This is a genomic window from Haloarchaeobius sp. FL176 (assembly GCF_024609245.1).
In the GTDB taxonomy this organism is placed as follows: Archaea; Halobacteriota; Halobacteria; order Halobacteriales; family Natrialbaceae; genus Haloarchaeobius.
The window spans coordinates 136040-150375 of the sequence record NZ_JANJYH010000002.1 but is presented as its reverse complement, the minus strand read 5'-3'; the positions used below and the strand labels follow the sequence as shown (position 1 = coordinate 150375).

Annotated in this window: 17 protein-coding genes; 7 read left to right on the top strand and 10 right to left on the bottom strand. The window is 67.8% G+C overall.

What is annotated here, in order from left to right; all coding sequences use genetic code 11:
* Position 1: 1 nt before the first annotated feature.
* Both NO978_RS03885 and infB read right to left on the bottom strand, forming a co-directional pair.
* Positions 2–673, bottom strand: a complete 672-nt coding sequence (locus NO978_RS03885) for an alpha/beta hydrolase (protein ID WP_257298211.1) — start codon at positions 671–673, stop codon at positions 2–4.
* A gap of 52 nt (positions 674–725) precedes the next feature.
* Entirely contained in the window at positions 726–2537 is a 1812-nt protein-coding gene (infB, locus tag NO978_RS03880; RefSeq protein WP_257298210.1) for a translation initiation factor IF-2, read from the bottom strand.
* A 125-nt stretch (positions 2538–2662) separates the two neighbouring features.
* Here infB and NO978_RS03875 point away from each other — a divergent pair, with 125 nt between their 5' ends.
* The 3 genes from NO978_RS03875 (at position 2663) to NO978_RS03865 (ending at position 3724) form a co-directional block, all read left to right on the top strand.
* Positions 2663–2929, top strand: coding sequence for a hypothetical protein (locus NO978_RS03875; protein WP_257298209.1), 267 nt, complete (start codon positions 2663–2665; stop codon positions 2927–2929).
* 84 nt (positions 2930–3013) lie between these two features.
* Positions 3014–3259 carry a PRC-barrel domain-containing protein gene (locus NO978_RS03870; RefSeq protein WP_089736018.1) on the top strand — a complete coding sequence of 82 codons (246 nt, stop codon included), beginning with the start codon at positions 3014–3016 and terminating at the stop codon, positions 3257–3259.
* Positions 3260–3724, top strand: a complete 465-nt coding sequence (locus NO978_RS03865) for an NOB1 family endonuclease (RefSeq protein WP_257298208.1) — start codon at positions 3260–3262, stop codon at positions 3722–3724.
* Here the strand turns inward: NO978_RS03865 and NO978_RS03860 are convergent.
* From NO978_RS03860 to NO978_RS03850, 3 genes are read right to left on the bottom strand one after another with little or no spacing between them, the layout of a single operon-like run.
* On the bottom strand, positions 3721–3858 hold the full coding sequence (locus NO978_RS03860; RefSeq protein WP_089736014.1) for a CopG family transcriptional regulator: 138 nt from the start codon (positions 3856–3858) through the stop codon (positions 3721–3723). The two genes, NO978_RS03865 and NO978_RS03860, sit on opposite strands and share 4 nt — an antisense overlap.
* Positions 3859–3915: 57 nt before the next feature.
* Positions 3916–4731, bottom strand: a complete 816-nt coding sequence (locus tag NO978_RS03855; protein WP_257298206.1) for a CPBP family intramembrane glutamic endopeptidase — start codon at positions 4729–4731, stop codon at positions 3916–3918.
* 37 nt (positions 4732–4768) lie between these two features.
* The gene (locus NO978_RS03850; protein WP_257298205.1) at positions 4769–6061 is read right to left on the bottom strand and encodes a glucose-6-phosphate isomerase; all 1293 of its coding nucleotides are present in this window, start codon (positions 6059–6061) and stop codon (positions 4769–4771) included.
* Between the two features lie 111 nt (positions 6062–6172).
* On the opposite strand from NO978_RS03850, the gene NO978_RS03845 reads away from it, so the two are divergent.
* Positions 6173–7228, top strand: coding sequence for a hypothetical protein (locus NO978_RS03845; RefSeq protein WP_257298204.1), 1056 nt, complete (start codon positions 6173–6175; stop codon positions 7226–7228).
* Positions 7229–7264: 36 nt separating this feature from the next.
* Here NO978_RS03845 and NO978_RS03840 read toward each other — a convergent pair whose 3' ends face one another.
* From NO978_RS03840 to NO978_RS03830, 3 genes are all read right to left on the bottom strand, one after another.
* The gene (locus tag NO978_RS03840; RefSeq protein WP_257298203.1) at positions 7265–7738 is read right to left on the bottom strand and encodes a pyruvoyl-dependent arginine decarboxylase; all 474 of its coding nucleotides are present in this window, start codon (positions 7736–7738) and stop codon (positions 7265–7267) included.
* Positions 7739–7816: 78 nt separating this feature from the next.
* Positions 7817–9058, bottom strand: a complete 1242-nt coding sequence (locus NO978_RS03835; protein WP_257298202.1) for a proteasome-activating nucleotidase — start codon at positions 9056–9058, stop codon at positions 7817–7819.
* A gap of 229 nt (positions 9059–9287) precedes the next feature.
* On the bottom strand, positions 9288–10343 hold the full coding sequence (locus NO978_RS03830; protein WP_257298201.1) for an Lrp/AsnC family transcriptional regulator: 1056 nt from the start codon (positions 10341–10343) through the stop codon (positions 9288–9290).
* A gap of 119 nt (positions 10344–10462) precedes the next feature.
* Between NO978_RS03830 and NO978_RS03825 the strand changes: the two genes are divergently transcribed.
* Positions 10463–11533 carry an anthranilate phosphoribosyltransferase gene (locus NO978_RS03825; RefSeq protein WP_257298200.1) on the top strand — a complete coding sequence of 357 codons (1071 nt, stop codon included), beginning with the start codon at positions 10463–10465 and terminating at the stop codon, positions 11531–11533.
* A gap of 18 nt (positions 11534–11551) precedes the next feature.
* Here NO978_RS03825 and NO978_RS03820 read toward each other — a convergent pair whose 3' ends face one another.
* On the bottom strand, positions 11552–12166 hold the full coding sequence (locus NO978_RS03820; RefSeq protein WP_257298198.1) for a cyclopropane-fatty-acyl-phospholipid synthase family protein: 615 nt from the start codon (positions 12164–12166) through the stop codon (positions 11552–11554).
* Positions 12167–12256: 90 nt separating this feature from the next.
* On the opposite strand from NO978_RS03820, the gene NO978_RS03815 reads away from it, so the two are divergent.
* Positions 12257–12667 carry a cytidine deaminase gene (locus NO978_RS03815; RefSeq protein WP_257298197.1) on the top strand — a complete coding sequence of 137 codons (411 nt, stop codon included), beginning with the start codon at positions 12257–12259 and terminating at the stop codon, positions 12665–12667.
* A 3-nt stretch (positions 12668–12670) separates the two neighbouring features.
* Here the strand turns inward: NO978_RS03815 and NO978_RS03810 are convergent, their stop codons facing one another.
* Positions 12671–13648, bottom strand: coding sequence for a succinylglutamate desuccinylase/aspartoacylase family protein (locus tag NO978_RS03810; RefSeq protein ID WP_303647189.1), 978 nt, complete (start codon positions 13646–13648; stop codon positions 12671–12673).
* A 139-nt stretch (positions 13649–13787) separates the two neighbouring features.
* Between NO978_RS03810 and NO978_RS03805 the strand changes: the two genes are divergently transcribed.
* Positions 13788–14330 (top strand): peptidylprolyl isomerase, encoded by a 543-nt coding sequence (locus NO978_RS03805; protein ID WP_257298195.1) that lies wholly within the window; start codon positions 13788–13790, stop codon positions 14328–14330.
* Positions 14331–14336 lie beyond the last annotated feature (6 nt).

Sequence of the window (14336 nt, the reverse complement as noted above, 5' to 3'; positions counted from 1 at the left end):
ATCAGCCGCCGTCCGGCACCAGGTAGTCGAGCGTCTCCGCGACGACCGTCGTCCGGTTCTCGTTGAACGAGTGGTCCTCGCCGGGAATCCCGCGCAGTTCGGCGTCCGCGAGCGCGTCGACCAACGCGTCGGCGTCGTCGGCCGAGACCACCTCGTCCTCGTCGCCGCGGACGAGACGCACCGGTGCGTCGACGCCAGCGACATCATCGGCGTCGATGTGCAGGTCCTCCGTCTCGCCGAGCGGCGTGTCGTAGGTGGCCTCGAAGGTCGACTCCTCCGACAGGCGGACCGCCGGCGCCCAGCCGAGCACGCGCTCGAACGCGTCCAGGTCGTGCGTGAACCCGATGCGCCCGCCGAAGCTCTTCGCGAGCAGGAACAGCCGGTCGTAGCCGCGCTCCCGCACGTCGGCGATGGCCGCGTCGAGTTCGGCGTGGAAGTCGGCGAACGATTTCGCCCGCAGCTCGTCGGGCGACGTCCACGTCTCGAAGCGGTACGTCGCGACGTTCGCCTGTGCGAGTTCGTACGCCGTGACGTCGAAGATGTCGCCGAATGGACCGTGGCCGCCGCCGGGGAGCACGACGACGCAGGTGTCCGTCTCGCCGGCTTCCGGTGTGTTCAGTCGCGCCTCGTAGGTCTCGCCGTCGACGTCGAGTTCGAGGAGGGAAATCGCCATGCTCGGGTGTCAGCCGGTCAGCAAAAAAGGGTAGCGGTGGTGTGAGCCCAGCTCACTTCCCCCAGAAGGGGTCCCGCTTGCGCTGCTTCTCCAGGTACATCGACAGCGCCTCGCGCTCGTCCATCGGAATCTCCTCCTTGAGCTCCTGTTCGAGAATCTTCGCGTGCTTCTCGGGGAGCTCGATCCAGAGCTCGTCGCCCTCCTCGATCTGCCGGCCGACCGTCGGGCCGTCGATGGCGACCGAGACGCGGTTGCCGGCACGGGCCTCGTCGACCTCCTCACCCTGTTCCTGGATGCCCTTGAGCTCGCCGACGCGATTGGCATCGTTGCCGTCGAACTTCACGACGTACTGGTTCTTCTTGACGGTCCCCGAGAGGATCTCGACGCCGACGACGGCGGGGTCGTTCTGGCGGAACGTGTGGTCGTCGAGGATCTGGAAGCGAGCGGGACGGGCGATGTTCTCCAGGACGGTGTCCTGCTGGGACTGGCGCTGGTCCTCGACGAACGTGTCGTACTCCTCGACGAGCTGGTAGATGACGTCGTCCGTGTATATCTTCACGTCCTCGACGTCGGCGCGGTCCTCGGCGTCGCCGAGCACGTCGACGTTGAAGCCGAGGATGGCGCGGTGGAGCTCGTCCTCCGCGGTGGATGCGACGGCAATGTCCCGCGGTGCGACGTCGCCGACCTCGGCGCGGACGATGGGTATCTCGGCCTCCGAGAGGGCGTCGGCCATGGCCTCCAGCGAGCCGAGCGTGTCCGCCTTGACGACGACGCCGTCCTCCACGGTGTCGACGGCGACCTCGGCGAGTTCGGCCTGCACCTCGTCGATGACCGCGTCGAGGTCGCGGTCGCCGACGACGCGGATGGGTGCGCCCGCCATCGCCTCGTCGAGGTCCGGCGCGGCGACCTTGATACCCGCGGCGGCACCGACACTTTCGACCTGTTCGAAGCGGCTCTCGGTGCGGATCTCGGCGAGCGGGCGGGGCTGGAGCAGCGCGCGGACGTCGGTGACGATGGGGTTGTTCTCCCCGCCGACGACGATGGTGTCGTCCTCGCGGATGGTGCCGTCGTAGAGCACGATGTCGACGGTGGTGCCGAAGCCGCGCTCCTCTTTCACCTCGAGGACGGTCCCGACCCCGGGGCCGTCGACGTCGATGGCCATCTCCTCCTTCATGTATCGCTGGGAGAGCCCCATCATGACTGCGAGGAGGTCCGGGACGCCCTCGCCGGTCATCGCGGAGACGGGGACGACGCCGATGTTGTTCTGGAAGTTCTGGACGCGCCAGTACATGTCGGCGGAGAAGCCCTGGTCCGAGAGCTCGCCGATGATGTTGTAGAGGCGGTCGTCGAGGTCGCCGCGGACGCGGTCGGACTGCGCGTCGTAGGACGGCTTGATGGGGCTGTCCTCGTTGGGGTTCCAGCCCGGCACCGTGTCGACCTTGTTGGCGGCGACGATAAAGGGCGTCTGGGTGTTCTGCAGGATGTTGATCGCCTCGAGCGTCTGCGGCTGGAAGCCGTCGTTGACGTCGACGACGAGGACGGCGATGTCGGCGAGGGCTCCGCCGCGGGAGCGCAGGGTGGTGAAGGAGTGGTGGCCGGGGGTGTCGATGAACAGCAGACCGGGCAGGTCGAAGTCGTCGGGGTCGACCAGTTCGCCCGCCATGTCGGAGACCACGTCGAGCGGGACGGCGGTTGCGCCGATGTGCTGGGTGATGGCCCCCGCCTCGCCCTCGATGACCGCCGAGCCGCGGATCTTGTCGAGCAGGCTGGTCTTGCCGTGGTCGACGTGGCCGAGGACCGCGACGATGGGGGTTCGAAGTGCGTCCGCCGATGTGTCCGTGGGGGTTGTATCCGAGTCCGACATGAGTGCCACCCTGAAGAAGTGTCGTCTAAACCTTCGCAGGACGGCGTATAACTCCACCGTTACGCCACGGCCGGTGGAACGGTTCACACGGATGTTTCATGTACGTCGGGCGAGCAGAATCGGGTATGCCCAGTATCGGCGACCACTACCGACCGGCCGGCGAGGACGCCCCCGTCTACCGGGTCGTCGGCGTCACCGACGAGGTGGCGTTGCTCCGGGTCACCGACGATGCGGGCCGACGGGCGAGCACCGGCGACCTGCGCCACGTCTCCGCGGACCGACTCGACGCCGAGTTCGAGGCCGCGGCCGACCCGGAAGCCGGCTTCCAGCCGGTCGCCGGCCTCCGCAACGCACTCTCCGGTCTGTACTGGCAGTTCCGTCGCTTCCTGTGACAGACGGTCACGATTACGGAGCGTCAGCCGTCCGTCGGACCGTCCCCGTGGCGTTTATTACTGGTCGTCGGAAATGGCCATAGTATGCCAGACGTACTCGCGGAGAACCTGTCGGACAAGAACGTGATGGGTTCAGACGGCACCGAACTCGGCATCGTGTACAACATCACGATGGACTTGAAGAGCGGCGAACTCCACCATCTCCTCGTCGACCCACACGAGGACACACCGACGCGCAGCGTCTCCTACGAACGAGACGAGGGCGGTCGGTTCCGCATCCCCGTCGGACACGTCCAGGCCGTGAAGGATTACATCGTCGTCGAACGCTAGATGTACGTTCTCGATTCCTCCGCATTCATCAACGAGTACCACACGTCCAACGACACCGCCACCATCCCGATGGTGCGGGACGAACTGGAAGGCGAGAGCGTCTACCGCTACGACGCCATGGAGGGTGCGGGCATGCACATCCACATCCCCGACTCGGAGACGACCGAGCGGGTGCGCCGCGCCGCCGGCGAGACGGGCGACCTCTCCGTCCTCTCGGACACCGACGTTCGCCTCGTCGCCGCCACGTTCGAGCTCGACGGCACGCTCGTCACCGACGACTACGCGATGCAGAACGTCGCCGAGAAGCTCAACATCGGCGTCGAGGTCATCGCCCGCGACGGCATCGACGAGCGCCGTGACTGGCTGTTCCAGTGCCAGGGCTGTGGTCGCGAGTTCGACGAACAGAAGGACCGCTGCCCCATCTGCGGGAGCCCGCTCTCCCGCAAGAACCCCTCGAACTCCTAGTCGTCGGTCTGTTCGAGGCCCCGCTCTATCAACTGCCTGAGGACGGCCTGCTCGGTGAGGTCGTACTCGCGGGCGAGTCGCTCGATGCGCTCGCTCACGTCGTCCTCGCAGACGACCGCGTAGCGCTTTGGCATCCTCCAGTGCTACCACGCGTAGGTCGAAAAACCTTCGTCAGACGCTCGTACGACGCGTCAGAACAGCCAGGCCAGCGCCTCGGTTCCGCCCCCACCGCCGGTGGCGTACGTGGAGTAGAACGAGAGCACGTTGTAGCTCCCGTGGATGACCGCCGGCACGATCATGTTCTCGGTCCGGGCGTACACCCCGCCGAGCACGAGCGAGAGGACGAAGATGGCGGCGAGCGTGGTCGCGACCCCGGTGAGGCTCGCCCCGTCGGCGGAGTACGCCGGGATGTGGACCAGCGAGAAGATGACGCTGGCGAGCACGACCGCCCTCGGCTTCCCGACGGAGTCGTACAGCGACTTCTGGATGACGTTCCGGTACAGCAGCTCCTCGCCCGGCCCGACGACGAGCAGCTGGGCGACGAGGACCAGCAGTATCACCTGCGGCGTGGCGTTGATGATGGAGTCCGTGCTGCTGTGTTCGGCGGGTGAGAGTCCGAGCAGGTCGAACAGCGAGACGACGGCGAGAAAGCCCAGGATGAGGATGACGAACCCACCGAGCGTCCACGCGACGTCACGCAGTGACGGCAGTTCAATGTCGACGAACGACCAGTCGCGGCCCGAGTTCTGCAGGTACGCCCCGGCGACGACGAGTGTCCCCAGTCCGAGGCTCAAAAAGGAGATGAGCTGGACCTCGAGACCACCCTCCGGAACCGGCCCCAGCACGCTGATGGCGACGACGTACAGGACGAGCTGGATGACGAACAGCAGGGCGAGGCTGCCGAAGCCGAGCAGGAGGAACCGGACGAACGTCTTGAAGATGTCGGCGAGGGAGGCATCGTCCCGTGGTGGCGAGCCACCGCGACCGTCGACGTAGCTCTCGTCCATGTCCCTGGCTATCGGCGCGAGCGATATAGACCCTCTGCTACTCGATGCGGAGCGTGCGCTTTGCGTCGACCGCCTCCGCCTCCGGGAGGTCGCCGCCGCCGAGCAGGCCACGCGCCGCGTTCTTCCCCCACTCCACGGCTGGCTGGACGAACGTGTCGACGCCGTACAGCTCGCCGGCGAGCACGCAGGCGGCCTCCATCGCGTACAGCAGCTCGCCGAGCCCGTGCTCGTCGACGCGGTCGATCTCGACCCGGACGTTCGGCCGGCCTGCCGCCGCGAGGCTCGCCTCCGTCGCCTCGAACTCCGCTTCGAGGAGGTCGCCCAGCCCCGTCCCGCCGAGGTACGACAGCGCCTCGAACTCCGTCTCCGGGATGGCGCGGTCCGCGCGCTCGCGCGGTCGGACGAACGTCACCATCTTGTCCCGGGGGCCGGCCCGGTAGAGCTGGAGCTGGGAGTGCTGGTCGGTCGCGCCGAGCGCCCGCGCCGGCGTCTGGCCGAGCCCGTCCTTGCCCAGGCTTTCGGCCCAGAGCTGGGCGAACCACTCGGCGAACGTCTCCAGCGACTCCGCGTAGGGCAGCATCGCGTTCACGCTCGCCCCCCGCACGTCCAGCGCGTAGCAGATAGCACCGTACGCGTAGGCCGGCGAGTCGAACAGGGAGTTCGAGAGGCGCTCGCGCTGGTCGGCCGCCCCCGCGACGAGCGCGTCGAGGTCGTGGCCCTGGATGGCCGCAGACGCCAGCCCGACCGTTGAGAGCGCCGAGAAGCGCCCCGGCACGCCGTCCGGCACCGGCAGCGATGGCAGGTCGTGTCTGTCCGCGAGCTCCCGGAGCGGCCCCGACTCGCCGGTCGTGACGAACGTCCGCTCGGTCCAGTCCACGCCCGCTGACTCCATCGCGTCCCGGACCACGAGGAAGTTCGCCAGCGTCTCCGCCGTCGTCCCCGACCGCGACACCACGTTCACCGTCGTCGAGCCGAGCGGCAGGTCCGCGAGGAGCGTCGTCACCTGCTCCGGGTCGACGTTGTCGAGGAAGTACGCCTCGACGTCCGAGTCGAGCGCGTCCGCGATGGTCGCCGCACCCAGCGCGCTTCCGCCGATACCGACCGTCAGTACCGCCTCGCTGTCCGCGAACGGCTCGACCGCCGCCTCGATGGCGTCCGTGTCGACGGTCTCGGGGAGCGCCAGCGCTGCGTAGCCGTGCTCCCGGTCCGCGATGCCCTGCTCGATTCGCTCGTGTGCCACCGCTACCTGCTCGTCGAGGCGCTCCAGGTTCTCGCGGGAGATGCCCGGCGACGCCTCCGCCGCCAGCGCGTTGCCCAGGTCCACGTTCATGTGTCGAGCGTCGACCGTTCGGGTCAAAGGCGTTCCCATCACGACGGTACGACGGGAGTCATTGTTTGCCCCTACCAAACTACATAAGTTGTATTGACAATATCCCAACATATGGAGCGACGGTCGCTGCTGAAGGGGGTTGTAACGGGGGCTGTGGCTATGGGGGGGCTATCCGTCTCGGCTGAGGCGAGCGGGCGGCCGACCGTGGTCTCGGAGATAACACTGCCCGAGGACGGTGCGAGGGGGTTGGGCGTCAACGCGGACAGCGTCTTCCTCACCAGTCACACGAGCGACCAGGGCTACTACGTCGGAACCGACGGCTCGGCGGAAGGGCCGTTCGACATCGGTGCGGTCCAGGGGGCGGCGATCTCGAGCGACGGCGTCTACTTCAGCGAACTCCAGTCAATCGTCTACTATCCCTTCGACGGAGACCCCGTCTGGCACGACGTGCCTGCAACGACGTACTCCCTGGCATACGACGAATCGACCGGCTACCTCTGGGCGGGGTCGGCGGAGGGGACGGTCTGGCAGCTGGACCCCTCGCTCTCGATACGACAGTCCTACGAGTTCTCCGGAAGCGTGTTTGGCCTGGCATACGACGGAACGTATCTCTGGGTCGGGACGAGTGACCTCGGACACGTCATCCAGTTCGACCCCAGAACGGACAGCAGAGCGGCCACGTACGACTACCCCGGGCCGACGTCGTACTACGACCTCGCGTACACCAACGACCGGCTCTGGTTCGAAGGGGACAACACCCTCTACGGGACCGACATCGACAACACGGTCGAGACCACGACCCGGACCGAGACTGCGACCGCCACACCGACCCGGACGACCACGGAAGCTCCCCGAACGACCACCACGGAAGCCCCACGGACGACCACCACTGAGGCACCACGGACGACCACCACTGAGGCACCACGGACGACCACCACGGAGCCACCGGAAACTACCACGGAACAGGCCATACAGGACAGCGACGGCGACGGCGTCATCGATTCGGATGACTACGCACCGAACGATCCCAGTGTGCAGGAACGGTCGGACCTCGAAGATTCGGGCAGTGACTCGATTCCGGGCTTCGGTGCCGGTGTCGCGGCCGCATCCGTCCTCGCCGGTGGCTGGCTCAGATACAAGCGATTGAACAGCGACGACTCGTCGTAGCTCGGTCCTGCGGCCGATTCCGGACCGGGTTACTGGTTACAGAATCGGCTCGGACTCCCCGTACACCGCCAGTACCACGGCAGTCGTGTAGGTCCCGGGCTCGACCGACGCGCTCTCGACACGAACGTGCGGGTCGTCGAGCGCCCAGTCGCGGAGCGACTCTCCAGCCGCCAGTCCGCGCCGCACTCGCTCGGAGATGTCGGCCTCGTCCATCGGGCCGGCAGCCTCGTAGAACAGCCCGCCGTCGGGCGAGGTGGCCCACGCCAGGCCGGCGGAAACGTGGCCGGGCTCCGTCGCAGTGGCGCAGGCTTCGACGACAGTGAGGCGGTTCCCGATGGGACCGAGGTCGGGGGCAGTGCCGGCGAGTTCGACGGTCGCATCGGCCGGGATGACCGAGGAGACGCCGACGAGGTTGTAGTTCTCGACGCCGGCGTCGGCCAGCGCCGCATCGTAGGCGGCCATCTCTGTCGGGCCGGTGGCGTGACCCCAGACGATACGGATTGGTTCCATGGTCGAGCGAGTCGGCGCGGGAGAAAGGAAGTTGCGGTTCGCGGTCCCGAAGTCCGCGGTTCGGCGTCGCCTCGCCGTTCAGTAGTGGTACGTCGCGTGGCCTGCCGAGGGGACGAACTCGCCGCCGTCGTCGGCCTCGATCTTCTCCAGAGCCTCGACGAAGTCCTCCTTGCGGACCTCGGTGCGGCCGTCGCGGATGGCGAACATGCCGGCCTCGGTAGCGACGCTGGCGATCTCCGCGCCGGAGTAGCCCGCCGTCTCCGCGGCGAGGTCGGCGAAGGTCACGTCGTCCGCGATGTTCATCTGCTCGGTGTGGATCTCGAAGATGCGCTCGCGGCCCTCCGCATTGGGCTCGGGCACCTCGATGAGGCGGTCGAACCGGCCGGGGCGGAGGATGGCGCGGTCGAGCATGTCGAAGCGGTTGGTGGCGGCGATGATACGGATGTTTCCTCGGGCTTCGAAGCCGTCCATCTCGGAGAGTAGCTGCATCATCGTCCGCTGGACCTCTGCGTCGCCGGAGGTCTTTGACTCCGTGCGCTTCGCGGCGATGGCGTCTATCTCGTCGATGAAGATGATAGCCGGTTCGCGCTCGGACGCGAGCTCGAACAGGTCACGGACCAGCCGAGAGCCCTCGCCGATGAACTTGCGGACGAGCTCGGAGCCGGCCATCTTGATGAAGGTGGCGTCGGTCTCGTTGGCAACGGCCTTCGCGAGCATCGTCTTCCCGGTCCCCGGCGGACCGTGGAGGAGGACGCCGGACGGCGGGTCGATGCCCACCGTGTCGAACTTCTCGGGGTTGACGAGCGGCTCCTCGACGGCCTCGCGGACCTCGCGGACCTGCTCGTCGATACCGCCGATGTCGGCGTACTCGACTTCGGGGCTCTCGTCTACTTCCATCGCCTGCGCACGGGCGTCGGTCTCGCTCGCGAGGATGCTCTGGACCGAGAACGAGTCGTTGACCGCGACGCGGTCGCCCGCCTGCAGCTCCTCGCCCATCCGACGAGAGACATCGGTGAGCACCTCTTGGTTGTTGCCGTGTTGCTTGACCACGGCTTCCTGTGTCTCCTCGTCGATCTCCTCGACGGTCGCGATGTAGAGCGAGGACGTCTTCAGCGCCTCGTTCTCCCGCTCCGTCTGGTCGACCTCGTCTTTCAGCTCGTCGCGGCGCTCGTGAGCAGCCTCCAGCTGACTGGAGAGCTTCGCGTGCACTTCAGTGACGTCTGCGAAGTGCTCACGGAGCGCGGACAACCGCTCTTCCTCCGACATGTCCGGGTCGAGGTCTAACCGCGGACGGTCGGGCAGCGAAGGACTCCGGGACATGATTATCGGCCGGTAGGCGATGGGCGTAAAATAGCCTTTGGGTTGGGGAGAGAACCCGAGTGCAGAAGGTTCATATTCTTCGGTCGTCACGACGGTACGACCGCCGGTTTCGTCGTCGGGTCGCTCGCTCCGCTCGTGACCAGTCCTCGAAAAACGCTGGGCCGAAAAACGGCCACTCCCTCACTGCGCTCTTCGAACCGCGCACCGCTCGCGGCCGTCCGGTTACCAGCTACTCCCCGACCAGTTCCTCGTACTGCGCGCCCGTCTGCTTCAGCGTCTCCGTGGAGTAGAGTCGTTCGTGGTCGACCGGGAGGTAGTCGCTGGCGAGTTCGTCGACCTTCTCGTCGACGGCGTCGGGGTCGCGGCCGTGGATCATCGTGAACAGGTTGTACGGCCAGTCCTGCTCTGGTCGGCGCGGGCGGTGGTAGCAGAGCGTGACGTAGGGGAGTTCGCCCACCGCCAGCCCGCGCTCGTCGAGTTCGTCGTCGGGCACGTCCCAGACGACCATGCAGTTGTTCGAGAACCCCGTGACGACGTGGTTGACGATGCAGCCGACGCGCTTGATGCAGCCGTCCTCGCAGAGGCGCTCGACCCCGTCGAGCACCATCTCGACGGTGACATCTCCGTCGAGTTTCGGGGCAATCTCCGCCGCGATGTCGCGGTAGGGCGTCTCTGACAGCGGGAAGCCCGACTGGATGGCGAGCAGGAGTTCGGCGTCGAACCGCGAGAGGTCGCCCGTCGCGTTCTCCGAGATGCGGGTCGCGGAGACCTCGGTCGACTCGACGGACTCCCGGGCGAACCGGTCCGCGTTGACCACCGGGAACTCCAGGTCGATGTAGTAGTCGGTGAGCATCGGGAGATTGAGGACGTCACAGCCGGTCCGCTCCGCTATCTCGTCGAGGATGCGGTCCCGTGTCTCCCGCGAACCGGCAGTGACGACGAACCACATGTTCCACTCGTGCTCGCGCCGGTAGTTGTGGTTCACCTGCCGGTAGCCGTTGATTATCTCGGCGACCTCGTCGAAGCGGTCCGCGGGAGCCTGCACCGCCGCGAGCGTCGAGGAGCCGATGACCGGCGGGTTCAGCACCGCACCGAACCGTCGGAAGACCCCCTCGTCGCGGAGCCGCTGGACGCGCTCGAACGCCTCGCTCTCGGAGACGCCCAGCTCCTCACCGACGACGCGGAACGGGCGCTCTACCACCGGGAAGCCCGACTGGTAGCCGTCGATGAGGCGGGCGTCGACCTCGTCTACCTCCTCGCACCACTCGCCCGACTGCGTGTTCATCGTCGGCGCTAGGGACCTGGCCAAGGTACGTGTTTCGAAGGGCGATGGTCCGTGACGCGACTCCCACACGCTGGGAACGGACCGGGCGACTTTTCCTCGGACCGTTCTAACGAGCGGACATGGCACAAGCGACCCGCGAGTACGGCGAGTGGCCCCTGAAGCGACTGATGACGGAGGTCGTCGGCTCCGGCCACAAGTCCGCGGCGGACATGGACCGTGGACAGGCCCGCGAGGCGTTCCAGCGCATCCTCGGCGGCGAGCCCGACCCGACGACACTCGGAGCGTTCTGGCTGGCGAACCGCTGGAAGCGCAACAACCCCGAAGAGCTGGCGGCGTACACCGACGTGATGCGCGAGGAGAGCGTCGTCACGGCCGAGCCCGACGCCGACCCCGTCGACTGCGGTGCGAACTACGACGGCAAGGGCCGGTCGGCCATCTTCGGCGTCGCCGCGGGCGTCGTCGCCGCCGCCGCTGGCACACCGGTCGTCGCCCACAGCGGCGACCGCGTCCCCACGCAGAAGCAGGACGCCTACAAGCACGTGCTCGACGAGCTCGGCGTCCGCACCGAACTCTCGCCCGAGGAGAGCGCGGACATGGTCGACGAGACCGGCTTCGGCTTCTACTACCAGCCCGCGTTCAACCCGGGCATCGACGAGCTGTTCGACCGCCGCGACCAGATGGGCGTCCGGACGTTCGTCAACACGGTCGAGACGTTCGCGAACCCCGCCAACGCCGACGTCCACCTCGGCTCCTTCTACCACCTCGCGTTCGCCAAGAAGACCTGCAACACGTTCGCCGCGAGCGAGGAACTCGACGTCGACAAGGTCGTCATGTTCCAGGGCATGGAGGGCTACGACGACATCCGCCCCGGCTACACGAAGGTCGCGGAGTGGCACGACGGCGACGACGCGGTCGACGACTACGAAATCGAGACCGCCGAGTTCGGCATGGACTTCGAGGGCGAGGACCTCGGCGTCGACGACGTGGCCGCGGAGTCCGCCGCCATCACCGAGGCGGTCCTCGCCGGCGAGCGCGACGACCAGTTCGCCGACGCCGTCGCACTCAACGCCGCGTTCCGGATGTACGCCCGCGACGACGTCGACTCGCTGGACGACGGCCTCGAACTCGCCCGCGAGACCATCGCGTCGGGCGACGCCGCCGCTGTCCTCGAGGACCTCCGCGCGTTCTGACTGCCGTCGGTCCGTTTCTCACGCCGTTTCGTTGTTCTCCGCCGTCCGCTCGACGACCGCGTAGGTCCCGGGCACGTCGCCGTGGCGCGTCCCGAACGGCGCGTCCCGAACCTCTCGAACCCTCCAGCCCTCGGCGAACGCCGTCCGCACGTCGTCGTGCGAGACCGGTGTCGGCCCGGCGTCGTCGGGGGCATCGGCCCCGAAGGCGAGGAGGAACACTCGGCCGCCGTCGGCGACCACGCCCGCGAGCGCGTCGACGTACCGCTCGCGCTCCGCGCCGGCGAACACGTGGAAGGTGCCGCTGTCGACGACCGCGTCGAACGGCCCGTCGACGCCGTCGAGCTCGCGCACGTCGTCGACGTGGAACGTCGCCTCGACGCCGTGCTCGTCGGCGTTGGCCCGGGCGTGCTCGACGGCGTTCTCGGAGATGTCGACGCCGACTACGTCGTGGCCGTGGCCCGCGAAGTGGACGGCGTGCGTACCGGTCCCGCAGCCTGGGGCGAGGACGCGCCAGCACTCAGGACGGTCGGCGACGCCCGCGAGCACCGACTGCGGTTCGCCGGTGTCCCACGGAGCCGCGTCGCGCTCGTACGCCTCGTCCCACCAGGCTGCGGGGTCGTCGTCGTCCGTCATGGGCTCGGACCGAGTGCTCAGGAGAAAATCACAGTTGCGGTTCCCCCCCGTCTGACGGACCCTTTTTGCCCCGGCGGTCCAAGCGCCGCCATGGAGCCCCGACCGCCCTACGCCGCCGACCACGAGCTCGTCGACGCCGCCGTCGAGACACTGGAAGCCAGATTCGACCCGGACCGACACCGGGTCGCCTCCGCGCTCCGGACCGAGGACGGCACCGTCTACACCGCCGTGAACCTGAAGTCGAGCGTCGACCAGGCGACCGTCCACTGCGAGCCCGTCACGCTGGAGAACGCACTCGCCGACGGTCACGACTCGTTCGACTGCTCCGTCGCGGTGCGCTTCCGGGAGAACGACCCCGCGAACGACCCGGTCGTCATCTCCGCCTGCGGCGTCTGTCGGGAGCTGCTGTACGACTACGACCCGACGCTCGACGTGCTCGTCAGACTGGACGGCGAGCTGCGGAAGGTCGCGCTCTCCGAACTGCTGCCTGCGCGGGCCTGAGCACTACTCCTCGACCGGGATGGCGACGCTGACGAGCCGGTCGCCACCCTTCACCGTCGCCTCGCGAGTGATGGCGTAGCAGATGCCGTCGCGGTCGCACTCGACGCGCTGGAGCACCTCGTACGTCGACGGGTGGTAGACGTGCCCGAGGTGGTCGCCGGTCTCGACGCGCTGTCCGAGCTCGAGCGACGGGTTCGGCCGGAACAGCCCCGACTCCGCCGCGTCGACCCGACCGAGATGGTTCCGGGCGACCTGTGGTGACTCACCCGCGATCACCTGCCCGTCGAGCACGCCGAGGTGGCGGAGGACGTTCAGGGTCCCGCGGACGCCCGTCGAGACCGCGTCCTCGACGATCTGCTTGTTGTGGGCGAGTTCGGGCGTGATGGCCGGGATGCCCTCGGCCGAGGCGGCGACGCGGAGCTTGCCGTCGAAACCACGTCGGTGCCAGGTCTCCGGGGCATCCTCGCCCGACGGCTCGGCGAGCAACAGGTCGGTCCCGAACGCCTCGGCGAGTTCGCGCGAGCGGTCGTCGCCCTGCGTGAACACGGTGTGAGTGAGCATCGAGGGGCTGCCGGTGTGGAGGTCGACGATGACGTCGGCCTCGCCCGCGTACGTCCAGAGCGCCGCTGCCATGCGCTGGTGGAGGCTCCCGTCGAAGTCCCCCGGCCACACCCGGTTCATGTTCGGGTTGACCGAATCGAGCACCTCCGGTGTCGTGTAGGAGATGCGGTCGAACGTGAGCGGGTTCGCGACCGGCACCGCGACCAGCTTACCGGCGAGGTCGGTCGTCGGTAGCTCGTCGTGCAGCCGGCGGAGGACCTCGGTGCCGTTTATCTCGCGGCCGTGCTGGGCCGCCTGCACGTACACCGTCGGTCCGTCGTCCGGCCCCTCGTAGCTGTGAACGGTCGTCGTGATCTCGACGCCGGAGGGGAGTCTGGCGAGTGTCACGTGCTCGCGTCGGTGACGCGCCGAGCGGGTCATTCGTTCGAAGTTTTCGACCCGCTCGTTATTGAATCCATGGGGGGTGCCGAGTCGGCGACAGGACCGCACCGCCACAGCCGCAACGTCCCGCCGTCGACGTATCCACAACGTTTTCCCGAGCGCGCTCCTGGGTGGAGACATGAGTCTGACTGCAACCATCCGCACGAATCACGGCGACATCGAGGTCGAGCTGTACGACGAGCGCGTCCCGAACACCGTCGAGAACTTCGTCAACCTCGCGAAGCACGAGCCGGCCGCGAACGACGAGCCAGCAGTCGAGACGCCGACGTGGGAGGACCCCGAGTCCGGCGAGACACGCGGCGACTCGCTGTACGCCGGCGTCCCGTTCCACCGCGTCATCGGCGACTTCATGATCCAGGGCGGCGACCCGACCGGCACCGGCCGCGGCGGGCCCGGCTACGAGTTCGAGGACGAGTTCCACGACGACCTGAGCCACGACGGCCCCGGCGTGCTCTCGATGGCGAACTCCGGCCCGAACACGAACGGGAGCCAGTTCTTCATCACCCTCGACGCCCAGCCGCACCTCGACGGCAAGCACGCCGTCTTCGGCAAGGTCACCGACGGCATGGACGTCGTCGAGGCCATCGGCTCGCTTCCGACCGGGCCCCGTGACCAGCCCCAGGAGGAGGCCGTCATCGAGGGCATCGACATCCACGAGTAACGCGAC